At 46.6% G+C, this 25844-nt stretch carries 22 protein-coding genes and 2 pseudogenes; 16 read left to right on the forward strand and 8 right to left on the reverse strand.

Annotated features, from left to right (window positions below; translation table 11 throughout):
* Positions 1-13: 13 nt before the first annotated feature.
* Positions 14-823 carry a cytochrome c biogenesis protein CcsA gene (gene ccsA, locus JZ784_RS00235; protein ID WP_346313392.1) on the reverse strand — a complete coding sequence of 270 codons (810 nt, stop codon included), beginning with the start codon at positions 821-823 and terminating at the stop codon, positions 14-16.
* A gap of 137 nt (positions 824-960) precedes the next feature.
* Between ccsA and ffh the strand changes: the two genes are divergently transcribed.
* Together ffh and JZ784_RS00245 are read left to right on the forward strand one after the other, a co-directional pair.
* A complete protein-coding gene (gene ffh, locus JZ784_RS00240) occupies positions 961-2367 on the forward strand; it encodes a signal recognition particle protein (protein ID WP_346313393.1) in 1407 nt (468 codons plus the stop codon).
* 192 nt (positions 2368-2559) lie between these two features.
* Positions 2560-3144 carry an alpha/beta hydrolase gene (locus JZ784_RS00245; protein ID WP_346313394.1) on the forward strand — a complete coding sequence of 195 codons (585 nt, stop codon included), beginning with the start codon at positions 2560-2562 and terminating at the stop codon, positions 3142-3144.
* Positions 3145-3299: 155 nt separating this feature from the next.
* Here the strand turns inward: JZ784_RS00245 and JZ784_RS00250 are convergent, their stop codons facing one another.
* Together JZ784_RS00250 and JZ784_RS00255 are read right to left on the reverse strand one after the other, a co-directional pair.
* Complete coding sequence (locus JZ784_RS00250; protein ID WP_346313395.1) at positions 3300-4043, reverse strand: type III pantothenate kinase; 744 nt, start codon at positions 4041-4043, stop codon at positions 3300-3302.
* Positions 4044-4058: 15 nt separating this feature from the next.
* Positions 4059-4820: a biotin--[acetyl-CoA-carboxylase] ligase gene (locus tag JZ784_RS00255; protein WP_346313396.1), complete on the reverse strand. Its 762-nt coding sequence runs from the start codon at positions 4818-4820 to the stop codon at positions 4059-4061.
* A 27-nt stretch (positions 4821-4847) separates the two neighbouring features.
* Between JZ784_RS00255 and JZ784_RS00260 the strand changes: the two genes are divergently transcribed.
* From JZ784_RS00260 to ligA, 5 genes are all read left to right on the forward strand, one after another.
* A complete protein-coding gene (locus JZ784_RS00260) occupies positions 4848-5657 on the forward strand; it encodes a sulfite exporter TauE/SafE family protein (protein ID WP_346313397.1) in 810 nt (269 codons plus the stop codon).
* A gap of 146 nt (positions 5658-5803) precedes the next feature.
* Positions 5804-6499, forward strand: coding sequence for a GntR family transcriptional regulator (locus tag JZ784_RS00265; protein WP_005011897.1), 696 nt, complete (start codon positions 5804-5806; stop codon positions 6497-6499).
* A gap of 10 nt (positions 6500-6509) precedes the next feature.
* On the forward strand, positions 6510-9962 hold the full coding sequence (gene smc / locus JZ784_RS00270) for a chromosome segregation protein SMC (protein ID WP_346313398.1): 3453 nt from the start codon (positions 6510-6512) through the stop codon (positions 9960-9962).
* Position 9963: 1 nt separating this feature from the next.
* Positions 9964-10947, forward strand: coding sequence for a cell division protein ZipA C-terminal FtsZ-binding domain-containing protein (locus JZ784_RS00275; RefSeq protein ID WP_346313399.1), 984 nt, complete (start codon positions 9964-9966; stop codon positions 10945-10947).
* 92 nt (positions 10948-11039) lie between these two features.
* The gene (gene ligA, locus JZ784_RS00280) at positions 11040-13064 is read left to right on the forward strand and encodes an NAD-dependent DNA ligase LigA (RefSeq protein ID WP_346313400.1); all 2025 of its coding nucleotides are present in this window, start codon (positions 11040-11042) and stop codon (positions 13062-13064) included.
* A gap of 56 nt (positions 13065-13120) precedes the next feature.
* Here the strand turns inward: ligA and JZ784_RS00285 are convergent, their stop codons facing one another.
* Positions 13121-14191 carry an aldehyde reductase gene (locus JZ784_RS00285; protein WP_346314230.1) on the reverse strand — a complete coding sequence of 357 codons (1071 nt, stop codon included), beginning with the start codon at positions 14189-14191 and terminating at the stop codon, positions 13121-13123.
* A gap of 305 nt (positions 14192-14496) precedes the next feature.
* On the opposite strand from JZ784_RS00285, the gene rlmF reads away from it, so the two are divergent.
* Together rlmF and bfr are read left to right on the forward strand one after the other, a co-directional pair.
* Positions 14497-15471 (forward strand): 23S rRNA (adenine(1618)-N(6))-methyltransferase RlmF, encoded by a 975-nt coding sequence (gene rlmF, locus JZ784_RS00290; RefSeq protein ID WP_346313401.1) that lies wholly within the window; start codon positions 14497-14499, stop codon positions 15469-15471.
* 358 nt (positions 15472-15829) lie between these two features.
* The gene (bfr, locus tag JZ784_RS00295) at positions 15830-16294 is read left to right on the forward strand and encodes a bacterioferritin (RefSeq protein ID WP_130147622.1); all 465 of its coding nucleotides are present in this window, start codon (positions 15830-15832) and stop codon (positions 16292-16294) included.
* Positions 16295-16365: 71 nt separating this feature from the next.
* Here the strand turns inward: bfr and JZ784_RS00300 are convergent, their stop codons facing one another.
* Entirely contained in the window at positions 16366-16938 is a 573-nt protein-coding gene (locus JZ784_RS00300) for a peroxiredoxin (protein WP_005011890.1), read from the reverse strand.
* A 130-nt stretch (positions 16939-17068) separates the two neighbouring features.
* Between JZ784_RS00300 and JZ784_RS00305 the strand changes: the two are divergent.
* From JZ784_RS00305 to bioD, 7 genes and pseudogenes are all read left to right on the forward strand, one after another.
* Positions 17069-17398 (forward strand): annotated as a pseudogene (locus JZ784_RS00305) (DUF6176 family protein).
* Positions 17399-17896, forward strand: a complete 498-nt coding sequence (locus JZ784_RS00310) for a hypothetical protein (RefSeq protein WP_346313402.1) — start codon at positions 17399-17401, stop codon at positions 17894-17896.
* A gap of 63 nt (positions 17897-17959) precedes the next feature.
* Positions 17960-18700, forward strand: a complete 741-nt coding sequence (locus JZ784_RS00315; protein WP_346313403.1) for a hydrolase — start codon at positions 17960-17962, stop codon at positions 18698-18700.
* A 94-nt stretch (positions 18701-18794) separates the two neighbouring features.
* Entirely contained in the window at positions 18795-20111 is a 1317-nt protein-coding gene (gene bioA / locus JZ784_RS00320) for an adenosylmethionine--8-amino-7-oxononanoate transaminase (RefSeq protein WP_346313404.1), read from the forward strand.
* Positions 20108-21271: an 8-amino-7-oxononanoate synthase gene (locus JZ784_RS00325; protein ID WP_346313405.1), complete on the forward strand. Its 1164-nt coding sequence runs from the start codon at positions 20108-20110 to the stop codon at positions 21269-21271. Before bioA ends, JZ784_RS00325 begins: the two co-directional genes overlap by 4 nt.
* Positions 21272-21281: 10 nt before the next feature.
* Positions 21282-22067 carry a malonyl-ACP O-methyltransferase BioC gene (bioC, locus tag JZ784_RS00330; protein WP_346313406.1) on the forward strand — a complete coding sequence of 262 codons (786 nt, stop codon included), beginning with the start codon at positions 21282-21284 and terminating at the stop codon, positions 22065-22067.
* Positions 22064-22708 (forward strand): dethiobiotin synthase, encoded by a 645-nt coding sequence (gene bioD / locus JZ784_RS00335; RefSeq protein ID WP_346313407.1) that lies wholly within the window; start codon positions 22064-22066, stop codon positions 22706-22708. Before bioC ends, bioD begins: the two co-directional genes overlap by 4 nt.
* Before the next feature lie 588 nt (positions 22709-23296).
* Here bioD and rluB read toward each other — a convergent pair.
* The 3 genes and pseudogenes from rluB to JZ784_RS00350 all read right to left on the reverse strand — a co-directional run.
* A pseudogene (gene rluB, locus JZ784_RS00340) lies at positions 23297-24154 on the reverse strand (23S rRNA pseudouridine(2605) synthase RluB); the annotation flags it as partial.
* Between the two features lie 41 nt (positions 24155-24195).
* Positions 24196-24801: an SMC-Scp complex subunit ScpB gene (gene scpB / locus JZ784_RS00345; protein WP_346313408.1), complete on the reverse strand. Its 606-nt coding sequence runs from the start codon at positions 24799-24801 to the stop codon at positions 24196-24198.
* The gene (locus JZ784_RS00350; protein ID WP_346313409.1) at positions 24798-25592 is read right to left on the reverse strand and encodes a ScpA family protein; all 795 of its coding nucleotides are present in this window, start codon (positions 25590-25592) and stop codon (positions 24798-24800) included. Before JZ784_RS00350 ends, scpB begins: the two co-directional genes overlap by 4 nt.
* Positions 25593-25844 lie beyond the last annotated feature (252 nt).

Raw genomic sequence — 25844 nt, forward strand, 5'->3', positions numbered from 1 at the left:
CGCACCTTTGTATTTAGCGGTTTAAAATCATTTCCAATACAAATTTAGAACCAATAAATCCAACAGCCAATAAAAAGAATCCAATAATGGTAAAGCGGATGGCTTTTTGACCGCGCCAGCCAAATTTATAATGCCCAATCAGCAAGGCGCCGTATACAAACCAGGACACGATGCTGAACGCTGTTTTATGCGCCAAATGCTGCCCAAAGAAATTGTCAATGGTAAAGAAGCCAAAGCCTAAGGCGAAAGTCAGCAGCGCAAAACCGGCAATCAGCATATCAAACAGCAGTGACTCCATGGCTTGAAAGGGAGGCAGCAAGTTGACCCAAACACGGCGCTTTTGCTTGTTTTTTAATTCACGGTCTTGGAACCACAGCAGCACGGCGTGAATCGTGGCCATCAGCAAAATAGCATAGGCGGATAAAGACAGAATAATGTGTAGGTCGAGGCCGAATGAATTCTGTGAAATGAATAAATCGTGTTTGCTGAATGCGAAGCCGAGGATCAGTCCTGTGGCCGCCACAGGAATGCCGATTAAAGCCAGCGGCAAGACTGGCCGGTAGGTGCTGAATAAGATGCTGAGAAGCAGCATCAGGGCGGACGTGAAGGACATAATGTTAAACACATTATAGTTCACGCCTGCAGGTGTCAGCATATCGTTATACAAGACGCCGGCGTGCAGCAGCAGCCCTAAGCTTAAAATTACACCGACAAACCAGTGATTGGGAACACGCTTAGACATCAAATGCATAAACAAATACCAAAAAGACGTGGTGTATGCGATTAATGCTAAAATTGTGTAAACCAAGGGCAGGCTAATCATGTCAAACCTTTTTCAGGATGATGAAAATTCAGAGATGTAAATTCGATGCGAACTACAGTATCCTATAGCATTCTATGCATAAATTTTCTATTTTAAGAAAGATTTTTTTGCAACAACCATTTTAAGCGGATTTTGCAATGTTTGATACCTTAACAGAACGACTCACGCAGAGTTTAAGAAATGTTACTGGCTCTGGGCAGCTAACCGAAGACAATATTAAAGATACGTTGCGTGAAGTGCGTATGGCGCTTCTTGAAGCCGATGTGGCGTTGCCTGTAACTCGTGAGTTTATCGCGAAAGTTAAGGAAGAAGCATTGGGTCAGGAAGTGATGACTCAGTTATCGCCAGGCCAGGCGTTTGTCAAAATTGTCCATGACGAACTGACCAAAATGATGGGCGAGGCCAATGAAAGCCTTGACCTTGCTGCCAAACCGCCGGTGGTTATTTTGCTTGCCGGTCTGCAGGGTGCGGGTAAAACCACCACTGCGGCAAAACTTGCGCGTTTCCTTCAAGAACGTCAAAAGAAAAAAGTCGCGATGGTTTCTGCTGACGTTTACCGTCCAGCCGCCATTAAGCAGCTTCAGACTGTTGCTGGCGAAGTTGGCGCGATTTTCTTTGAATCAAGTGCCGATGAAAAACCGATTACGATTGCCAACCGTGCCATTGAACAGGCGAAAATTCAATTTGCTGATGTCTTGATTGTCGATACCGCAGGCCGCCTGCATGTCGATGATGAAATGATGGACGAAATTAAAGAGCTTCATGCGGCCATCAAGCCAACTGAAACTTTATTCGTTGTCGATGCCATGACGGGGCAGGATGCTGCCAATACAGCCAAAGCCTTTAATGATGCATTGCCGCTTACCGGTGTGATTTTGACTAAAACTGACGGTGATGCCCGCGGCGGCGCGGCGCTTTCAGTACGCGCAATCACAGGCAAGCCAATTAAATTCCTGGGTATGGGCGAAAAGCTGGATGCCTTAGAGCCATTCCATCCGGAACGCGTTGCGCAGCGCATCTTGGGTATGGGTGACGTGCTGTCTTTAGTCGAAGAAGTTGAACGTAAAATCGACAAAGAAAAAGCCGAGAAAATGGCGAAAAAACTGCAAAAAGGCGGCAGCTTCAACTTTGAAGATATGCTGATGCAGTTTGAGCAAATGAATAAAATGGGCGGCATGATGGGCTTCCTGGATAAGCTGCCTGGCATGAGCAATGCCGGGATTCAAGATGCGCTGGCGCAAGCGAATCCTGAAAAGCAAGTGAAAAAGATGGAAGCGATTATCCAGTCGATGACCATCAAAGAACGCCGTAACCCAGATCTGATGAACCCAAGCCGTAAAAAGCGCATTGCAGCGGGCTGCGGAATGGATGTTGTGGAAGTGAATAAGCTGATTAAGCAGCATGCGCAGATGGCGAAAATGATGAAGAAGTTTGCCAATCCGTCAGGTATGGCAAAAATGATGAAATCATTGGGCAATATGCAGAAGCAGTTTGGCGGCGGCGGCGGCATGGGTCCGCTATTCGGCGGCAAAGACCAAAAATAAATGATGATGCGGTAAGTGAAAAAAAGGCGTTTTATACGCCTTTTTTTTATTCATGCCTATGTTGATTTCAATGGAAAATGCACAAAATATAGATAGATTTATCCATTAAGCATATAAAAACAGGTCATATTCATGCATCTGGTCTCATGCTATTTTAAGAGGCAGCCAGTAATACATAAGAAAAACGCGAACATGAATAATATGAAACAAAAAAAAGTCTATATTGTGCACGGTTACCAAGCTTCTCCGAATGACCATTGGTTTCCATGGCTGAGCCGGAAAGTGCACGCTGCCGGCCATTTTTCCAAGCGGGTGATGCTGCCGGAATCCAGCCAGCCTGATTTTGCCGCCTGGCAGCAGTCTCTCGCACTGCAAATCCCGCATTTGAATGAAGACACCATTATTGTTGCGCATAGCCTAGGATGTGCAGCTGTACTGCATTATTTGACTCAGCATTTTCAGACAGCTGCAAAAAATATTCAGGCCGGTATTTTTGTTTCAGGTTTTATTGCGCCTTTATCGGCGATACCTGAATTAAATGAATTTATTGCATCTGCGAAATTAGACAGTGTCAAACTGCAGACCTCTATGCCTTTGGCCTTCAGCTTATTGTCTTCCAATGACCCGATTGTCCCGCCGCCATTGACGCTGCAGTTAAGCCATTTGCTAAACGCGCAATGTTTTGAGGTGAAAAAAGCAGGGCATTTTATGCGTAAAGACGGCTATAGCGAGTTTCATGAAATTTGGGAGCTGATAAAGCCCTTATTGTCATCTTGAAACGGGCCTTTGGCCATGCTGCTGAATAGAAGATTAGAAAAATGCGCCAAGGCTTAACAGCAGGCCTTGGTCAATCTTTTCCTGACTCGAAGGGTACGCGGTTGGCTGAATGCAGAAAAATGCGGGAATGCATTATTCTGCAAAAGGCAAAATATTTAGTTTTTAGAGACCGGTAAAGCCTGCATATAAACCTGCAAGCCTTTCAGCAGCAGATCTGTTTCAATTTCAGGCTGGTAGCGCTGCAGATATTGAGCAAATAATGGCGCATCGCCGCCGGTTAAAATCAGTTTGCTGGGGTATTTATCCATGACTTTTTCAATGGTGCTGAGCAGGCTGAGCAAGATGCCGTGATGCACCGCATCAATGGTGTTGCGCCCTGGGCTGAGTTCGTCAAAAGATGCATCTGGAATTTTAATGCCTTTGGTATTTTGGATGAGGGAATCCCGCTGCAGATACAAATTTGGCAGAATATAGCCGCCTAAATGCTCAAAGCCATTGGTCAGGTCAATGGTTAATGCTGTTCCGCAGCTGATCACACAGTATTTCTGCTGCGGATCATGCACCACTGCCAGCATTTGCAGCCAGCGGTCTATGCCGAATTTAGCGGTGTCTTCATACGCGCAGCGCAGGCCGGAAAATTCTGCATGCACTTTGGCAAAGACAATTGGAATCTGCAAAAACTTGAGAATTTTCTGAATGCGGTCGTTGTTTTTTTTGTCCTGCACCGAGGAAACACCAACACGCTGCAAATCAAGGCTTTTAAAATGCTGAATTAAACCCAGCAGCAGCTCTGCAGGGGACTGCAAATGCAGTTCCGCCGCCTGTTCAATGATTTGCCCATTTTCGGTAATCCAATATTTCAGGCGGGTGTTGCCAATATCAAGCCATAAATTCTTCATGTCAGAATCTCTAAATCACTGATCCAATGCGCCGATTCTGCGCAAGCGGCCTTGAAAAAAGTGTTCAATGCCGTTTTGATTGCGGATTTCTATAGCGCCGTTATTGCGGATGCCGAGGAAAATGCCTTGACTGATGCCCTGCAAATGTTCAATTTCGACCGCTTGATCTTTAAAGGCCGCATAATGATTGAAGCGGGCCGCCAAATTGCAGCTGTCATGATTGAACCATTCACCGGCCTGCTGAATCGCCAGATACAGTTCTGCAGTCAGTTTAATGCGGTCAAATCGAGTCAAGCCCAGTTCTGTCAGTGAGGTTACGGCTTGATCTATCCCTTCTTTAGGCAAAGGCAGCACATTCAGTCCGACACCGACGACCGCCTGATGAGCATTCAAGGGCTCAATTAAAATGCCGCCCCATTTTCCAGCTGCGCTGTACAGGTCATTTGGCCATTTCACCTGTAAATTTAAATGCTGCAGGCTCGGCATTTGCAGGATATTTAACGCAATTTCCAGCGCTAAACGGCCGTCAATAGCTGTTCGGGTATTGAGCAATGTGCTTAAATAGATGTTGCCTTCGGGAGACACCCATTGGCGCTGACGCTGTCCGCGCCCCTGCGTTTGCCGAACACTGGTCACCAGGACTTGCTGTACGCCTTTGAGCGCAATCTCCCGCACATCATCGTTGGTGGATGCGGTCACGGGTTTTAAGAGCAGCACTTCAGGAAGCTGATGTGCATCGCTCAGCATCTGCTGCAGTAATCGAGTCTCTAAATCCATTTGAATCTGAGAGTTGTGGAATAATTGATGGAGTTAATCATATATTTGCTGATCGGCGCAATCGCTGGTTTTGCTGCGGGCTTATTTGGGGTAGGCGGCGGGTTAATAATTGTCCCGATTCTGTATATTGTATTTACTCAAATGCATTACGATCCGTCAATTATTATGCATATGGCGCTGGGTACGTCTTTGGCGACCATTATTGTCACTTCAATCAGTTCGGTCAGCGCGCATCATAAAAAAGGCGCAGTGCTGTGGCAGGTGTTCCGCAATTTAGCGCCCGGTTTGGCGCTGGGCGCATTTCTGGGCGCAGGCATTGCAGACTACCTTTCAGGGCAAGGCCTGCAGCTGCTGATCGGCTGCTTTGCCATTTGGGTGGCATTCAAAATGTTCAGAGGCGCGGGTGTGGCCGTAGACCCGCAGCGCCGCATGCCTTCTGCTCCAATGCAGCTGGCTGCCGGCGGAGGGATTGGCATCGCCTCAGCTATTTTCGGCATTGGCGGCGGCAGTTTGACTGTGCCGTATCTCAACCGTCACGGTGTTGTCATGCAAAAAGCCGTGGCGACGTCTGCAGCGTGCGGCCTGCCGATTGCGGTTGCCGGCGCTTTGGGCTTTATGTGGTTTGGCAAACAGGCCGATGTTGCTGTGCCGAATACGATTGGCTATGTGCATATTTATGCTTTTATTGGCATCAGCGTCATGAGTTTCATCACTGCAAAACTGGGGGCAAAAGTGGCGCATATGCTGTCTCCAGCGATGCTGAAGAAATGCTTTGCCTGCCTGCTGACCGCTGTAGGCAGCTATTTTATGTATCAAGGCCTGAGCCAGCTGTTTTAAAAGCCGTTAGGCTGAACTGCGGATTGGCTTTATAGACATAAGATTGTCTGACAATGTCATATTTAATTTGACGGAAAACCGTTTAAATGAATGCAGATTCGGAGAAATCTAGATTTGCATTTTTATAAAAGCAAGACGGGAACAGCATGCAGCCACACAATGCGGAAAGTTTGTCAGAACAAATCGCCAAGCATATCAGTGAGCAGATTATTCGCGGCGAACTGGTGGAGGGAGAGCGCATTCAAGAACTGCGCATTGCTTCAGAGCTGGACGTCAGCCGGGGATCTGTGCGCGAGGCATTGCTGATTTTAGAGCGCACCCAGCTGATTGAAATTTTTCCGCGGCGCGGCGCGATTGTTTCTGAAATGTCAGCGATGCAAGTGCGTTCCCTTTTTGATATGGCATCCTTGCTGCTGGGGCAAATTGTGCACCGCATGGCTGAAACGTGGCGCAGCCATGAAGCCGAGCGCATTCAGCTGCTATTAGAACAATTAAATATTGAAACCAGCCAAGGCCATACCGAAAAATTTTATGATTTGATCTTTCAAAGCATGGCGCGCCAGCATGAAATGGTCGGCAATCCGTACTTGATGCGCTATTATCAAGAACTGCTGCCGTCGTTGCGCCGCAGCTATTTTTTAACCTTAAATATCTCGCGCCGTGAGCTTCAGGAATCTTCAGAGCTGTTTAAGCTGGTAAGCGATGCAGTTTTAATCAGAAAGTCACAACAAGCTGCTTTATTTATGGAAGATTTTTGTCGACACTTGCGTAACCTTGTGTTGGAATCGCTGACACGGATGAAACAAATTGAACTCGCGTGGGCTAGACGCTCACGACGTTAATCAGGACACTATGCGTTTAAGCAGTTTAAAACTTTCAGGCTTCAAATCTTTTGCCGACAGTACAACTTTACAATTCAAAGATAACCGCACCGCTGTAGTTGGGCCCAATGGCTGCGGAAAATCCAACGTCATTGACGCCATCCGCTGGGTGATGGGTGAATCCAGCGCGCGCCAGCTTCGCGGCGGCAGCATGCAGGACGTGATTTTTACCGGTACGGCAAAGCGCAAGCCTGTCGGCATGGCCAGTGTAGAACTGCGCTTTGACAATACCTATGGCAAGCTGGGCGGCGCATACAATGCTTACAGCGAACTGGCGGTACGCCGTCAGGTCAACCGCGACGGCAAATCTGAATACTTTTTAAATGGCGCCAAATGCCGGCGCCGTGACATTACCGATATTTTCTTGGGCACCGGTTTAGGCCCGCGTTCATATTCCATTATTGAACAGGGCATGATCAACCGCTTGGTGGATGCCAAACCTGAAGAAATGCGGGTGTTTATTGAAGAAGCGGCCGGTGTATCGCGCTATCAGGCGCGCCGCCGTGAAACCACACAGCATTTAGAACACACCGCGCAGAATTTATCGCGCTTAGAAGATATTGCATCTGAGCTGAAATCACAGCTGAAGACTTTAAAGCGCCAGTCTGAAACTGCGGTGCAGTATAAGGAATTGGAAACACAGATCCGCACCATTAAAATTGAAGTGCTGTCTTTCCAGTGCGAGCAAAGCACCCGCCTGCAGCAGGAATACACTGTGCAGCTGAACACGCTGGGCGAAAGCTTTAAGCTGGTGCGCTCTGAATTAACGACTTTAGAGCATGATTTAACCTCCACCAGTGAATTGTTTCAGCGCTTGATTCAGCAATCGACGCCTTTGCAGAATGAGTGGCAGCAGGCTGAGAAAAAGCTCGCTGAATTGAAAATGACGCTGGAGCAGAAGCAGGCGCTGTATTCACAAAACTCTGAAAGCTTGGTGCAGCTGGAACAGCAGAAATTCCAAAGCAAAGAGCGCTTGCAGCTGATTGACTTGCAGCTGGAAACTTTGCATGCGCAGCAGGAAGAATATGACGAACAGCTAAAGCTGCAGGAAAGCCAAAGCCAAGAGCGGATACAGGGATTCAGTGATTTAAAGGCGCAGCAGTCTGCGGTGCTGCAGCAGTACGAACAGGCTAAGGCGCAGGTGGAAAAACAGCAGCAGCAAAAACTGCAGATGCTGGCGCAAAGCGAGCAGCTGACAAAGAACATCAGCCGTTTAGAACAGCAAAAGGACACCTTAAAACAGCAGTCCCTGCAAATTCAGCATCATGCACAGCAAGATGAACTGGAGCAGCTGGAACAGCTCAAAGTACAGTTGCAGCAGATTTGTACGGATAAAGAACAGCAGATTGCTGATATGAAGCAGCAGTTAGAACAGCTGACTGATGAATTGACGCAGCAGAAATCACTGATGCAGGAACTGAAATCTGAAATTCAGGTGCTTCAATCAGAGCAAAAGAATTTAAATCAGCTACTGATTAAAGTCACTCCTAAAGCCAAAACCGACACTTTACGCCTGATGCAGGCGCTGCAGCTGTCTGCACAGGGCAAAGCTCATGCGCCGCTGATTGAAAAATATTTGGCCAAATGGCTGCATGCACAGGTCTTGGAGCATGAGGATGAGTTTCAGGACAGCGTTGCGCGCCAGCTGAAAACCGATTCAAAAACTGCAAGAATTGACTTGCCAAAACTGGCTTGCCTGGCGGATTGGATTGATGCGCCGCAGTCTTCTTTATGGCGGCACGTGGCGGTTGCAGAAAGTTTGCAGGAAGCTTTGGCCTATCAGGGCCAGCTGCAGGCAGGCCAGTCGATTTTGTCTTTAGACGGCTATCAGGTTGGTTCAGACTGGGTGATTGGCCTGCACTATGATGAAGACAGCCAAGCGGGTCAGGGCGCCTTAAGCCACCGCATCCGTTTAGACGAAATTGAGCAGGCCTTGGCAGAAAAAATGCCAGCATTTGCGCAGGCGGAAAGTGGCTTGCCAGCGCTGCAGGAACAGGCGCAGCAGCTGCAGCAAGCGCTGCAGGCAGAACAGGGGCAGTTGAAAAAACTGCAGCAAGAACTGCAGCAGGCGGATGTGGCTGTGGTTAAAGTGCAAAGCGCAGCGCAAGCATTTGCGGTTCAGAAGCAGCAATTGACCGATCAGCTGACGCAAGTGGAAGCGCAGCTGGAAGAAGATGCCATGCAGAAAGATGATCTGGAAATTGATCTGCACGCCTTGAATATGAAGCTGGAATTGGCGCTGCCGAATTTTAAGACGCTGCAGTTTCAAGTGGAAGAATTGACAGGCCAGCTGGAAGACTCGCAGCAAGTGACGCAAAAGGCGCAGCAGGAGCTGGAACTGATCCGCCGTCAGGCCTTACAGGCTAAACAGCAAATAGAGCTGCTGGAAAAAGATGCCGTGTTCTTAAAAGCCCAGCGCCAGCAGATCGCGGCGCAAATGGAGCAGGCGCAGAAATTTGTTGACCCCGCGCAATTGGAATTGCCAAGCCTGCAGTCACAGTACGCAGAGCAGTCAGAAGCCACTGAAAAGCTGCAAAAAAAATGGGCAGAGTGGCAGCTGGAGCTGAACCATGTGCAGTCTAAGCAAAAAGAGCTGACCGAACAGCGCCACAGCCAGCAGCAGCAGGATGAAAAGCTGCGGTCAGAACTGGAAAACAAGCGTTTGGCTTGGCAAGCCGCGCAGTCAGACCTGCAGCATTACAGTGAACAGCTGAAAGAGCTGAACGGTGAGATGCTGACAGGCTTGAGCCTTGATGTTGCTTCACATCAGCAGAAACTGGAAAAAGCCCAGCAGCAGTTTGATAAATTGGGCGCAGTGAACTTGGCCGCATCTGCTGAATATGAAGACGTTTTAAAACGCTATGAAGAGCTCAGCCATCAAATCGAAGATTTGGAAAAAACCGTCGAACAGCTGCAAGGCGCCATGAAAAGCATTGATCAGGAAACCCGCAAGCTGTTCATGACCACTTTTGATCAGGTGAATGAAGAGCTGCAGGAGCTGTTTCCGAAAGTCTTCAATGGCGGCGAAGCCAGTTTAAGCCTTGAAGACGGCTGGCAGTCCGGTGTAAAACTGATGGCGCGCCCGCCGGGCAAGCGCAACAGTTCGCTGGCTCTGCTGTCTGGCGGTGAAAAGGCCCTGACGGCATTGGCCTTGGTCTTTGCGATTTTCAGACTGAACCCTGCGCCATTCTGCGTGCTGGATGAAGTGGATGCGCCTTTAGACGATGCCAATGTAGGACGGTTTTGTAATTTGGTAAAAGAGCTTTCTGAACAGGTTCAATTCATTTACATTACACATAATAAACTGGCGATGACCATGGCGACTGACTTGCTCGGTGTGACCATGCCGGAACCGGGAACTTCAAAATTAGTGACTGTGAATTTAGAGCAGGCAAAAGAATACGGTTTAGTTGCGGAGTCATAACATGGAAATCACCACAATCGTTGGGATTGTTGCTGCTGTCATTTTGATCTTGGTCGGCCTTAAGCTGGTCTTGAAAAAGCCATCCGATGCGGCGCCGTCGCTGGATTCGGAGCTGCATATCGACCCTGACAGCCAGCAGCCAGTGATCCCGCGGCATGTCCGCAGCCAGCTGAGCGCTGCGGAGCCGTCCTCAGCGCAGCGCGTGGAACCGACCTTGGCAGATGCAAAACCTGAGCAGGCAGAAACATCAGAAACGTCGGAGCCTGCGCAAGCAGTTTCAGAACTTAAAACGGAAGATGCCCAGCCTGAATCGGCTGCAGCGCCATCAGAAGAAAAAACGGCTGAAGCGGCTGCACCGCAGACCGCAGAGGCAATTCTGACTGCTGCGCCAAGCGCCAGAAAGCCCCATGAGGCTGCGCTGGACAAGGCCGCGCCAGAGTTAAGCCTGAATCAAATCGAAAAAGCGGAAATCAGTGAATTTGAAGATGAAAGCAATATTTTAGATGCGCATCTTTATGAGCAGAAGCTGGTGGATGATGAAAGCGCGCTGGCGACTGCAGAAACCTATATTGCATTGAATGTCTATCCTGACAGCCGCGCGCTGTCAGGTGAAAAAGCGCTGAAAGTGCTGCTGAAATATGGGCTGCGCTTTGGTGAAATGGCCTGTTTTCACCGCTATAGCGAAGATGGCGGCAAGCTGCTGTTCTCTGTGCTGCAAATCAGCAATGATGGCGCAGCCGCAGGTTTTGATTTGGAAACGCTGTCGACAGAGCAAGTGAAGGGCTTGGCTTTCTTTTTGGCCTTGCCGCACAGCGATGTACAGATTGCCTTTGATACCATGGACAGTGTTTCACGTCTGATTGCCCGTGAAATTGAAGGTACGGTGTATGATCAGAACAATCAGGAATTTACGCCGCAGCTGCGTGAACATTGGCGCCATCAGGCAATCGATTACCGTCCGGGCCAGGCGGTAGCGGAAGCTTAGCATTGAAACTGCCGCTGCTGATTTTTATAATGGCGGCAGATTAAGAATTTTTTGAGGGCGGAGAATTTACCGCCCTTTTTTATGGTGAAACTATGACACAGCAAAACACTGTTGTTGCGCAAATGCGCCAACTGATTCAAATTCTGGCCAAGCATAATCATGCTTACTATGTGATGGATCAGCCGACAATTGCTGACAGTGAATATGACCAGTTATTTCACCAGCTTAAAGCATTGGAAGAGCAGCATCCTGATCTAGTGCAGCCTGATACGCCGACGAATACAGTAGGCGCAAAGCCGTTACCCAAGTTTGCCAATGTGACGCATGCTGTGCCCATGCTGTCTTTAGGCAATGTGTTCAATGAAGAAGATTTATATGCGTTTGCGCGCCGCGCAGAAGAGCGTTTGCCGAATCAGAAAATTGAATATGATGTTGAACTGAAGTTTGACGGCCTGGCGATTTCACTTTGGTATGAGCATGGGGTGCTGGTGCGCGGCGTAACGCGCGGCGACGGTGAAACAGGGGAAGACATTACCCAAAATGTGAAAACCATCCGCAATTTGCCTAAAGTCTTAAGTTCAGAAAAAACAGCGGTGCCTGAACTGCTGGAAGTGCGCGGTGAAGTCTTGATGCCCAAAGCGGGCTTTGAAAAATTAAATGCAGAAAATGAAGCCAAGGGCGAAAAAACCTTTGCCAATCCGCGCAATGCGGCAGCCGGCAGCCTGCGCCAGCTCGATCCCGCGATTGCGGCATCTCGGCCTTTGGCATTTTATGCCTACGGCATCGCGCAATGTGAGCCGAATCATGGCCAAAGCACCATGTCCGCGAGTCTGGAATGGCTGACCCAGTTTGGTTTTGCAGTCGGTGAACGCCACTTTATTTGTGACAATATTCAAGATGTGCAGGCCGCTTATGAGCAGATTAATGCCGAACGTCCAAATCTCAGTGTTGAAATTGACGGCATGGTGATTAAGGTGAATGATCTGAAACAGCAGCAGACTTTAGGCTTTTTAAGCCGGGAGCCGCGCTGGGCGACCGCTTATAAATTTCCTGCTGTGGCGGCCTTGACCACGGTAGAGAATATTGACTGGCAAGTGGGCCGTACAGGCACCTTAACCCCGGTAGCGCGCTTGAATCCTGTTGCAGTAGGCGGTGTCACTGTTTCGAATGTGACCTTGCACAATATCGGTGAAATTCACCGTCTGGATGTGCGCATTGGCGATACGGTCAGTGTATACCGCAGCGGCGATGTGATTCCGAAAGTGGAAAAGGTTTGGCCGGAATTCCGCCCAAATGATGCTGTAGAAGTGCATTTGCCTGAATGCTGCCCAGTCTGTTCATCGCCTGTGGTGATGCCGGAAGGGGAAGCGTTGGCGCGCTGTTCAGGCGGCCTGTACTGCGCGGCGCAGCGTATTGAGGCGATTCGCCACTTTGTTTCACGCAAGGCTTTGGATATAGAGGGCTTGGGCGACCGCTGGGTAGAGTCGCTGCTGCATTTGGATTTGCTGCAAAATGTGGCGGACATTTACAGCCTGCACGAACACCGTGAACAGCTGCTGACCATTGAAAAGATGGGGGAAAAGTCGGTTCAAAATTTAATGGATTCGATTGAGAACAGCAAGAAAACCACACTGGCAGCTTTCATTTATGCCCTAGGCATCCGTGGGGTAGGTGAAACCACAGCACGCATGCTGGCCAATACGTTTCAGACTTTGGATGCGCTGCGGAATGCGGATATTGAAGCGTTGAAGAAAACCCCTGATGTCGGCGAGATCACCGCAGAATGGATTGTGGATTTCTTTCAGGCGCCGCACAATCTTGAAGTGGTTGACCGCCTGCTGGCGGCAGGCATCCATTGGGATGCGCCAGCCGCGCCAACCCGTCAGCCTTTAAATGGCGAAAGCTGGGTGATAACTGGAACTTTAAGCACCATGGGCCGTGATGAGGCGACTCAAATGCTGCAGGCTTTAGGCGCGCGGGTCAGCGGCAGCGTATCCAGCAAAACCAAATGCGTTGTCGCAGGCGAAAAAGCGGGTTCAAAACTGGAAAAAGCTGAGAAATTAGGTGTACAGGTCATGACGGAAGCTGAATTTTTAGAATTTGTGCAGCAGTATTAATTGATCTGATTGAAAGGAAAAGCCCAGTGTTTAATCAAACGCTGGGCTTTTTGCATTTAAGGAATATATTTTTTCACGACGCCGTCATCCAGCAATTGCTGGAAATGTTCAACTAAGCTGGTCTCAATATTCCGGTAATGAATGCCCAAGTCTTTTTTGCTTTTATCCGCATTAAAGTAAATTGGATACCCCATATTCAGTTCTACAAAAGATTTGGAAAAGCCAATGAAAGGGCCCAGCAGCTTGAACGCCGCTTTAGGCAGCTGATTGCGCGGGAAGGGGAATTTATTGCCAAAATGCTGGCGCAGGATTTTACCCATCTCCAGCAGGCTTAATGTGCCGCCGCTGATAATATAGCGGTTCTCTGCCTTGGGATTGAAGGCCGCCTGCAGGTGCGCATCTGCAACGTCACGCACATCGACAATGCCGTTCCACATGGGCGGAACACCCGCCAGCGTCATGCCGTTGGCAAACTGCTGCAGAACCTCGACGCTGCCAGACTGTGTGCTCGGCGTAAGCGATGGGCCAAGCACCAGCGCAGGATTAATGCAAACCAAATCCCAGCGCGTTTGCGCTTTTTGCATGTCCCATGCTTTACGTTCAGCCATGACTTTTGAATACGGATAAGGCTGATGCGCTTCGGAACTGGTGGTATTCCAGTGCGATTCATCAAATTCATTATTGGCTGTCTGCCTGATATCAATGGCATCGCCATAGGTCGATGCAATGCTTGAGGTGACGACCACACGCTTGACCGATTCAGTGTTATTGACACTGTTCAGGACATTTTCAGTGCCTAAAACAGCGGGTTCAATAATGTCTTTAACGGCATCTTTATAATTGGTGACCACAAAAGGCGAAGCCATATGCAGAACAACTTCACAGCCTTGCATGGCCTGATCAAATGAACCCGGCTCCAGTAAATTGGCTTGAAACAGCTGCAGTGAGCCTGAACTTTGATTGGCGATTTTTTCCAGGTGGGCAAAACTCTTTTTCTTATTTAAATCTCGAACGGTGGCATGTACAGTGTGTCCTTTTTCGAGCAATTGTTTAATGACCCAACTGGCAATATAGCCTGTGGCGCCTGTAACGAGTATCGGTGTTGTCTTGGTATTCATGTTCTTCAACTTTAATTGACGCATTTTTTATCATATTGAGAATATTTAGTTTTGTCTTTGATTAATTTGAAAAAATATATTTTTATTATTGAGTTTAATGTGCTCTAAATTCAGCAGAAATCTCATGAGAGCGCTGCAAAAGCGATTTTTTATTGATTTCAAAAAACGCTAAGATGGGATGAATGCTGGATAGACAAATAAAAGGATTGGGGCGTCATTGAGCGTTAAATTCACGTACAATATCGATTAATCTGCAGGTATAGATCCTGCCTTATCAGATGATTCTGTTCTCCCGTTGATTTATTGGCATATACATGGCGCAAGCAAAGAAATCTTTTCCGCAGCAAAAATCGGAATTACATGCACGAAATCTGCATCGCAGTCGTTACGATTTTCCCCAATTAATTAAGAGTTGTCCGGAACTTACGTCTTTTGTCAGCCCAAATAAATATAACGATTTATCGGTCGACTTTTCTGATCCGCACGCTGTGAAAATGCTCAATAAAGCATTGCTCAATCATTTTTATGGCATTCAATATTGGGATATTCCTCAAGATTATCTTTGTCCGCCTATTCCGGGTAGAGCGGACTATATCCACTATTTAGCTGACTTGTTGAGTGCCAACAATAAAGGTCAAATTCCAACAGGACATGTCGTTCACGTATTAGATATTGGAGTTGGTGCCAACTGCATTTATCCGATCATTGGTCATCGGAGCTATGGCTGGAAATTTGTCGGCTCAGACATTCATTCTGCATCCGTTAAAAGTGCTCAATTTATTGTGGAGGCAAATCCGAATCTGCGTAAAGGGGTTCAGATTCGATTGCAGAAGACAGCGGGCAATATTTTCAACGGTGTGATTAAATCCTCAGATCGTTTTGATTTAACGATGTGTAATCCGCCATTTCATGCCTCGCAAGATGAAGCAAACGCGACCGCAACGCAAAAATTAAGAAAACTTGGCAAGCCGGCTGATCGGAGCAAGGTGGTGTTAAACTTTGGCGGTCAAAAAAACGAACTCTGGTGTGATGGCGGCGAAGAGCGTTTTGTCTGCCAAATGGTACAAGAGAGCATCCAGTTTGCTAAGCAATGCCTTTGGTTTAGTACACTGGTTTCCAAGAAAACAACATTGCCTGTGCTCTTAAATGCCTTAGCTAAGAGCAGAGCAGTAGATGTGAAAACCATTAAAATGACGCAGGGACAAAAAGAAAGCCGTTTTGTCGCTTGGACTTTTCTAGATTCAAAACAGCAGCAAGCGTGGAAGAATACGCGTTGGACTTCAGCTTAAGCCTGTCTTCTCTGGAAATGGTACCCTTATCTTTGACTAGTACAGTGCTCCCTGTATATAAGCGCAGCAGCTCAAGCGTGGCGTGTTGAATCAATCAGGTGATGTTTGCGCTAAACAAGACGCATTGTTAATTGTTACAAAAAACAGCACGCTTCATTATTTGAATAATTGGCATGCCGCGATATCTGCGCGTTGCGCAAAGGCTTATTTTTTATGTAGAAATTGCGCTGAATTGAACTGTAAATGCGTATGTTTATCATTTAAAATTTATATAAATCATAAGCTTACAAAATTAAAGTTTTGCAATCACCATTAAACTTGTCCATAATATTTAAAAAAGGGTATGGAGTTAATCAAAATGCGTGGCAATCCAGAAGTCGTAGACTACTTAAATATGTTGATCGGTGGCGAACTGGCTGCTCGTGATCAATATCTCATCCACTCCCGCATGTATGAAGACTGGGGCTTATCCAAAATTTTTGAACGGATTGATCATGAAAGCCAGGAAGAGGGCGCGCATGCGGATGCCTTGATCCGCCGCGTATTGTTCCTTGAAGGAACTCCAAACATGGACCGTGACGCGATTGACGTTGGTTCAGATGTTGTGACTTGCCTGAAAGCGGATTTGGCGCTGGAATATCATGTGCGCGGAAAATTGGCGCAGGGCGTGAAGCTGTGCGAAGAAAAGGGTGATTATGTGACCCGCGATATGCTCCGTCAGCAAATGTCAGATACCGAAGAAGACCATACCTACTGGCTTGAAAAACAAATGCGTTTGATTGAGCTGATTGGCCTGCAAAACTATATTCAATCTCAGATGTAAGCTGAACGGCGCCGCTTGAATTGTTGATGTTAAAAAGCCTTTGAATGAATGTTCGAAGGCTTTTTTATCGTTTATTTCTTTGAAAACTTCTGAATATCTGCCAGCACTTGCCCTGCATGAGCTTGCGTATTGACACTGCTATAGTGATAGGAAATTGTCCCTTGCGGGTCGATCAAGAAAGTTTCCCGTTTGGCGATTTTCGCAATGCCTAAGTTTCTGACAATACCCAATTGCGCTGCGAGTTTATGGTCATGGTCGGCCAGAATCGGGAAATTCAGTCCGAGCTTTTCTGAAAACTTCTGATGTGATTGAACATCGTCCAGGCTGACCCCTAAAACCACAGCATTGTTTTTAATGAATTGCGGATAAAGCGCTTTGAATTGATTGGCTTCCTGAGTGCAGCCAGGCGAATTATCTTTCGGATAAAAATATAAAACGATCCATTTGCCTTTGTACTGGCTGAGTTCGTGCCACTTTGAGTTTTGGTCCTGCAGCTTGAAGGCTGGTGCGGCTTTGCCTACCCATTGCCTTTGCTCTGACGCGGATTTAGAGAAAATTGAACTTTCAGCATGGCTTACTGTCGTTAACCCGAAAATTGCAGAAAGGGAAAGTAAGCTGATCTTAAACAGTGTATTGAGTTTCATCTTGCATACATGCCTAAATTGAATTTGTTTTGAGTTTAGCAAAGTTTATTGTATTTGCTTGCTGTTAAATTCTGGTATTTATTGTTGATTATTCTATGATGGTAATCCATTGAAAATAAGCAGAAATAAAATGACCGATGTTGGCGCAGTGCTGATTCAGCTTAAACCGGATTCAATGCCAAATGTTGAAGCATGGTAAACAGAATTAAATGCGCGTCAGGGTGAAGCGATTGAAACCTTAAAAGCTGAAGGGGTGTGCGTTGAATCATGGTTTCATGTGGCGCTTGAAGGCAAAGATTATTTGATTGCCTATATGCGCGCTGAAGATATTGCCAAGGCGCAGCAAATTGGACGGGAAAGCAGTTTTCCCATAGATGCCATGCACAAGCAGTTTAAAGCCAATTGGGCAAAAGGCTATCAGGCTACGTTATTGGTCGATTTGGAAAATATGGACAAATAGATGAATGAAGTTAAGGCGGTTTTATTAGATGAGCATCCTATTCATGGTGTGATTCATACTGCAAAAGGTGAGCTTAAACCTTTTCCGATATTGGCTATTGATGATCTTCCCTTAAACCAGTGGATGAATCAATTTATGGAATTCAAAGATGATTTATCTATTCTTTCATTGGTCCCTGCACAAGGCTGGCTGATTGATGAGCAAGAAAATAAAGCAGCTTGGACTCTCCTAAAAACAACAGATGATAAATCTAGTTCGGCGATTGTCCCTTTATTGATTTGTCCTGATGATTTGGATTTGACCTGTACGACTTTGGTTGTTGAACAAGTGCAAATGGATTCAAAAATTATTTGGAAAAGATTTGGTCAGGCTGTGAATGAAATCAATGCGGTGGTTTCTGCTGTTGATTGGTGGGTTGAGGATCAAAGTTTTGAATTTGAACGAAAGGCATTTGATGCCGCGATAGCGCATTTAATTGAGCTCGATCAAGCATATTGATCATAGGAACAAACGCGAAATTATTTCATAATGCTGGTGTTTTATTGTCATAAGAATCCTCCATTGAATCAAAAAATTTTACTCATTACAGGCTGGGGCGGTGGAACCAAGCTGCTCAATTCATTCAAACAGGCTTTGGAAAATAAAGGCCATAGCGTTGCACTGATCAATATTTTTAATGCTTTGGATGAGCATGCATTACAGCAGCAGGCTGAAAAAGCCAAAGCTTTTGATGTGATCATCGGCTGGTCTTTGGGCGGTCAACTTGCCACCTTATTAGCCGATCAAATTTCCAAACAGTATCATCAGCAGAAAATCCTGATTACACTGGCCTCAAATCCATGTTTTGTCGAAAGCTGTATTGAAAATGCAGAATGGCATACAGCGATGCCTCAAGCGACATTCCAAAGCTTTAAACAATCCTTTCAGCAAGATGCGATTGCCACTTTAAAGAAATTTGGCTTTATGGTTTGTCAGGGGGTGAAAACCACCAAAGAAGACTTCGCAACTTTACAAAGTTTGATACAGCCGCAGAATTTAGACATTTTAAAGCAGGGTTTGAATTGCCTTGAACAACTCAATAATGTCAGTATCTTGAAAAACTATGCAGGGAATCAGTACCATTTATTCGCAAAACAAGATTTCTTAGTTAGTTACAAAGTTGCCGAAAATTTTCAAAACTTCAATGCAAAATTTTTAGAAACTGAGCTCATTAGCGGCTCGCATGGCTTTCCAGTTTTTCAATATGACAGCATAACTGACAAAATATGCCAATATTTACAAAAAATAAATCAAACATCCTGATAAGTGGCAAATCTCGCAATTTATTTTTAATTCATGCGGGTTTAAGATCTGCAAATTAGATTTTTTGCTGTAGATGTTGCACATGGAGTTAAGGATGGCCGATTCATTGATTGAGTTAGATGATCAAACTTTTGATCAGCAGCATATTTGGCATCCTTATACCTCTATGACTCATCCGCTTCCGGCCTTTAAAGTGAAAAGGGCGCAAGGGGCAATCATTGAATTGGAAGATGGCCGCCAGCTCATTGATGGAATGTCGTCTTGGTGGTGCGCAATTCATGGCTATAATCATCCTGAATTGAATCAGGCAGTGACCGATCAGCTGCAGAACATGTCGCATATCATGTTTGGCGGCTTTACCCATGATCCTGCGATTCAACTCGGCAAATTGCTGCTGAAAATTACCCCGCCCAGTTTGGATAAAATCTTTTTTGCCGATTCTGGCTCTGTCGCTGTGGAAGTGGCTTTGAAAATGGCGGTGCAGTTTTGGCATGCGCAAGGCAAGACTGAAAAAACCAACTTTGTCACGCCTCGTTCGGGCTATCATGGGGATACCTGGAATGCCATGTCGGTCTGTGACCCTGTCACGGGAATGCATCAAATTTTCGGCTCAAGCCTGCCGAATCGGATTTTTGTTCCTGCGCCGCAAGTTGGCTTTAATGAAGAATGGAATCAGGCGGATATTGCTGAACTGGAAAAGACTTTAGCTGAACAGCATGAACATATTGCGGGTTTAATTCTTGAACCGATTGTGCAGGGCGCAGGGGGAATGCGTTTTTACCATCCCGAATATTTACGCCAAGCCAAACTGCTTTGTGAAAAATATAATATCCTGCTGATTTTTGATGAAATCGCTACAGGTTTTGGGCGTACAGGCAAGCTCTTTGCATGGGAGTGGGCAGGGGTTGAACCGGACATTATGTGCATCGGCAAAGGGTTGACCGGCGGTTATATGACGCTGTCTGCGGCACTCACCACCAAAAAAGTCGCTGAAACTATTAGTCAGGGTGAAGCAGGCGTATTTATGCATGGCCCAACCTTTATGGCAAATCCATTGGCATGTGCAGTGGCAGTGAAAAGTACCGAAATGCTGATTTCTCAAGATTGGCAAGCCAACATTCAGCGCATTCAACAGCAATTATTCATCCATTTACAGCCACTTGCACAGCTTGAATATGTCAAAGATGTACGCGTGCTTGGCGCCATTGGCGTAGTGGAATTAAGCTTTAATGTTGATATGAAAACCTTGCAACAAGAATTTGTCCGCCGCGGCATTTGGATTCGTCCATTTGGCAAGTTGGTCTATATCATGCCGCCGTATATTATTTCCGAGCAAGAATTAACAACCTTGTTGGAACAATTGGCTGAAGTGGTTAAAAATATTCAGAACATTCAGGAGCAAAGTGCATGAACAGTCCATTGCTCGGCCACTTTGCAAGCCAATTGGATGATTTAAAGCAGCAAGGCAATCTGCGTCAGTTCACTTCAAATCTTCAGCAAGATCGCTATATCACCATTCACCATAAAAAAATGCTGAATTTAGCCTCGAATGACTATTTAGGCTTAGCGTCTAATATTCAGCTTCGTGAGCAGTTTTTTGATGAAACCCCGAACGTACAGCGTTGGATGAGTTCATCATCCTCTCGATTGCTGACAGGAAATTTTCATGAATATGAACAGCTTGAGGCGAGTTTAAGCCAAGCCTTTCACGGCCGTGCAGCGCTGTTATTCAACAGTGGCTATCACATGAATATCGGGATTTTGCCTGCGCTCGCAGACAGTAAGACCCTGATTTTGGCGGATAAGTTGATTCATGCCAGTATGATTGATGGCATCCGTTTATCGACTGCCAAATATGTGCGCTATCGCCATAATGATTTAGTGCATCTGGCACAGCTTTTACAGAAATATCATCAGGATGAGGCTTTCGAGCGCATCATTGTGGTGACGGAATCTATTTTCAGTATGGATGGCGATGAAACCGATTTGGCTGAATTGGTTCGGATTAAAAAGCAATTTTCCAAAGTCATGCTGTATGTCGATGAAGCGCATGCCATTGGTGTGCGTGGCGAGCAAGGTCTAGGCTGTGCCGAACAATATGGCGTGATGGATGATATTGACCTTTTAGTCGGGACATTTGGCAAAGCCATGGCTTCGATTGGCGGTTATCTGATTTGCCATCCGGTCATTCGGGATTACCTGATTAACTCAATGCGGCCGTTGATTTTCAGCACCGCTCAGCCGCCGATCTGTATGGCGTGGACAGATTTTATTTTTAAAAGAGTTCTAAGTCTTAAAGCTGAACGGCAACATTTGCAAATGATCAGTCAAAGTTTGCAGCAAGCGGTTCAATCCAAAGGTTTTGATTGTCCATCGACTTCGCATATTGTGCCGGTGATTATTGGCGAATCGGGCAAAACGGTAGCGAAAGCAAAGGCTTTGCAAGATGCTGGTTTTTACATCATGCCTGTGCGCCCGCCGACGGTGCCGCAGCACAGTTCACGCCTACGCATTTCCCTGACTGCTCAGATAACCCAGACTGATCTTAATCAGCTGACACCGTTATTGTGAGCAGATGGTGATGAAGCGCGTGAATCATTCAGACATTGATAAATCCCAAGTGGCGCTGCGCTTTGCTCAGGCAGGGCAAAGCTATGTTGAGCATGCCATTGTGCAAAAGCAGATTGCACAGCATTTATTTGATTTAATTCAGCAATATTGCCCTGCGCATCTCAATCACGTTTTGGAAATCGGCTGCGGTTCAGGCAATTTAAGCCATTTACTGCTGCATCATCTGAAAGTCAAACATCTGGTGTTAAATGATCTATATGCTGAAATCCAGCAGCATTTTCCATCGCTTTCCAAGATCGAATATCTGATTGGTGATATTGAGCGGCTTGAATTTCCGCAGCATTTAGATTTGATCACTTCAAGTTCCGCTTTGCAGTGGGTGCAGAATTTAGAAGGTATTTTTCAAAAAGCATTCCACAGTTTAAAGCCTGATGCCTATTTCTGCTTTTCTACGTTTGGACAGCAAAATTTGCAGGAAATTAAAGCCTTAACAGGGCAGGGTTTAGACTATTTAAACATTGAAGCGATCCAAAACTTGTTAGAACGCAATGGCTTTGAAATTTTACAGATTTCAGAACAAACCGCTCATCTGAATTTTAAATATCCCAAACAGGTTTTACAGCATTTAAAAGCCACAGGTGTGACGGCAACGGCGTCTAATTTCCGCTGGACGAAACAGTCGCTGGTTGATTTTTATCAGGCTTATCAACAGTTTTCATACAGGGATGAATCAGGTCAGGCGCAATTCCCATTGACCTATCATCCCATTTATTGCATCGCACGGAGAATGCCATGACAGGTTCAGTTTACTTTATCAGCGGCATCGACACAGGCATCGGCAAAACGTACACGACAGGCTATTTGGCGAAGCAGTGGAATGCGCAAGGCCAGAAAACCATCACGCAAAAGCTGATTCAAACGGGCAATGTCGATATTTCAGAAGATATTGAACAGCATCGTGAAATTATGGGCATGGGGTGGTTGCCTGAAGATGAAGCTAAGCTGACTATGCCTGAAATTTTCAGCTATCCTGCATCACCGCATCTCGCGACCAAGCTCGATGGCCGTGAAATTGATTTTCAAAAAATTGAACATGCTACAGCGCAATTGGCTGAAAAATATGAAGTGGTTTTATTGGAAGGTGCAGGCGGTTTGATGGTGCCGCTCACCACAGATTTATTGACGATTGATTATGTCGCAGAGAAAAAGCATCCTGTCATTTTAGTCACTTCGGGGCGTTTAGGCAGCATCAACCATACCATTTTAAGTTTGGAAGCCTTGAAAAGCCGCGGTTTAGAGCTGTATGCATTGGCCTATAATTTAAATGATGAATCACAGGATGAGCTGATTTCTAAAGATACGGCAGAGTATTTAAAAGCGTATTTGGCGAAACATTTTCCGCAGGCGCTGTGGATTGATATTCCTGTACTGAAATAATCAGATGCACTGTCAGTCAGATGGCGGTGATCCAGTGTCTCATGCTGAATTGAATACGCTGCATCAAGCTGGCCAACACTTAAAAAGTGTACCGCTGAAAAGTTGCTCGGTCTATGCAAGCGGTCAGCCATGCGCAGAAAGGTTTGGCGCTGCCGCAAGTAAGGCAATATGCGCCATTTGAATTATATGCATTGTGGAAGCAGCAATAATGAGGCGCACATGCAAAAGCGGGCATATTAAACCGCAGGAAAATAGAAATAAAAAAGACAGAGCTTAGCTCTGTCTTTTTTTGATCTTTAAAAAGCCTTTAGATTAGAACTTTTTAAAGATTTTTTTCGTGCCGTATGGCTTGCGCGGCGCATTGTCATCACGGCGCTCGCGGTTGCCAAAGTTGTCGTCACGGCGTTCGCGGTTTGCAGCGCCTTCCTGACGGTCACGCTGGCCATAAGTGCCCTGATTGCCATTGCTGCGTTCACGCTGCTGGCCATACGCGCCTTGCGTATTGTTTTGACGGCGTTCACGCTGCTGAAATTGGTTGGTTTCATCGCGGCGTTCACGTTCACGGCCAAATACAGGCTTTTGCTGGCCTTCTTCTTCATTGTCACGGCGCTGCTGACGCAGGAAACCGCCGCGGCGCGCAGACATCGGCTTGTCTTGCATGCGTTCGTTGCGGCGTTTGGCCATGCCGAATAGGCCCGTGCCTTGACGCGGCTTCAGCTCTACAGATTTGGTTAAGTTGTCGATATCTTGTTTGTCCAATTCCATCCAGCGGCCAGTGCGCAGTTCGCGCGGCAAGATGACCGTGCCGTAACGGGTACGCAGCAGGCGGCTGACTTTTAAGCCTTGAGACTCAAAAATACGGCGCACTTCGCGGTTGCGGCCTTCTTTAACCACCACTTGATACCAGCGGTTGATGCCGTCACCGCCAATTTCTGTGAATGATTCAAATTTGGCAGGGCCATCATCCAGTGTAACGCCTTTCAGCATGTTGTTTTTCAGCTGCGGAGTCACTTCGCCCATGACGCGGACGGCATATTCGCGTTCAATTTCATTGGATGGATGCATTAAGCGGTTCGCCAATTCACCATCGTTTGTGAACAGCAGCAAGCCAGTCGAGTTAATATCTAGACGGCCCACCATCACCCAGCGGTCGCCTTGGATTTGCGGCAATTGCTCAAATACGGTCGGACGGTTTTCCGGATCGTTGCGCGAGCAGATTTCGCCTTCTGGCTTGTAGTAAATCAGCACGCGGCGGCGGATTTCATCTTCAATCTGAAATTGCACTTTACGGCCGTCGATGCGAAGCTCATCGCCCGGTTCAATGCGTTCACCCACTTGGGCAACTTGCCCGTTTACGCTTACACGCCCAGCGGCAATGACTTCTTCCATATAACGGCGAGAACCCAAACCAACACGTGCAAGCACTTTTTGCAATTTTTCACTCATGACAGCATAACCTTAGAAATTATCATCAACAGTTCACCTATTTATGACTTCGGCGCATTTGCGTCGAGGGCCATAAAAGCTTCCTTGGCATCCTGCAGGGGAGGCAATTGACCTAAAGAGTGAAGGCCAAAAGCATTTAAAAAGTGTGGCGTTGTAACTAACAACGCAGGTCTTCCTGGGAGTTCTCGGAAACCGGACTCTTTAATCCAGTTCCAGTCAAACAGCGTACGTAAAATTTGGCTGTTATTGGTGACTCCGCGAATTTGCTCAATATCTGCTCGGGTCACTGGTTGGTGGTAAGCAATCACAGCGAGGGTTTCGAGCAACGATGGCGATAAACGAGATGGTCGTTCAGGCCATGTCTGTACAATAATATTACGATATTTTGCGCGAACTTGAAATCTGAAACCTTGTGCAGTTTCAATCAATTCAATGGATCTGCCATGCTGCAGCAATGTGAGCTGCTGCAAAAACTGGCGGATTTCTACTTTGGTATATCGGTCTTGAAACGCTTCTTTCAAGCGGGCAACAGATACAGCAGCGTCACTGGCAAAAATAATGGCTTCCAGCTGCATCAGCACTTCGTGGATATCTTCCTGCTGCGGCGCAGTATCTAGATTCAATTCATAATTCACGTCATTATTCATGCATGCGCCCCCTGAATCGCAAGCGGCGCTTCAATACCCGTGGCAATAATATTGACTTTCTGCTGCCGGGTCAGCTCTAAAATAGCCATGAAAGTCACGACCATGCCCATGCGGCCTTGGCTCGGTTTTAACAGGGCTTCAAATTCGAGCACTGCGCCATTTTGCAATTTGCTTTCAATATAGGCAATGCGCTCTTCCAAGAGCACCGGCTCTTGCAGGACCTGATGCACCACAGGTTCTGGACGGTTGAAGACGCAGAGAATCGCATCCCGCAGCAAGCTGGCTTCATAGCCATCGTTGCTGAACGACACATATCCCAGAGTGACATTGGTTTCAAAGGTATCGCGCTCTAAAATGGTCATTTGGCCTAAGCGTTCGGCAGCCTGCTTAATGCGTAAATAATGTTCTAGGCGGTCGATCAATTCTTGTTTTGGATCATTTTCAGGCGTAGCCAGATGTTTCGGCTTCGGCAGCAGCAGGCGGGATTTTAAATCGGCCAGCAGCGCAGCCATCACCATATAATCTGCGGTCAGCTCAATGTTCAGAGACTTCATTGCATCCATGTAGGACAGGTATTGCGCGGCAATCGGCGCAATATCCAATTGCAGCAGATCGAAACCGTTTTTCTGAATCAGGTAAATCAAAAAGTCGAGCGGCCCTTCGAAATGTTCTAAAAGAATTTCAAATGCGGCGGGAGGAATGTAGAGATCCTCTGGAATTGTATCTTGCCATTCATCCAAAACACGGATGTGTGCAGAGAGTTCCATTGGCTCATGGACGGTTTGATTCATTGCAGTTTTAGGCCACGCGAATTTTCAAAAGCATGAAAAAGCTATTTCAAATCAAATTGGAAACGCAATCGCGAGCAGATGATCAGAAAAAGCAAAGATATAGTATCGCGGTAGTTTAATGGAAAACCGGCTTGAAATAAATCGCGGCAGAGGCAATTCCTTAAAAAAAACCTTGAATTGCCGATAGAATGATGACGCAAGTCATGTTTTTAGTAAAAACTGTCTTGCCGTTGATGCGGTATGATGCATGCT

Origin of the sequence: Acinetobacter sp. CWB-B33 (assembly GCF_039655955.1) — a bacterium.
Lineage (GTDB): Bacteria > Pseudomonadota > Gammaproteobacteria > Pseudomonadales > Moraxellaceae > Acinetobacter > Acinetobacter bouvetii.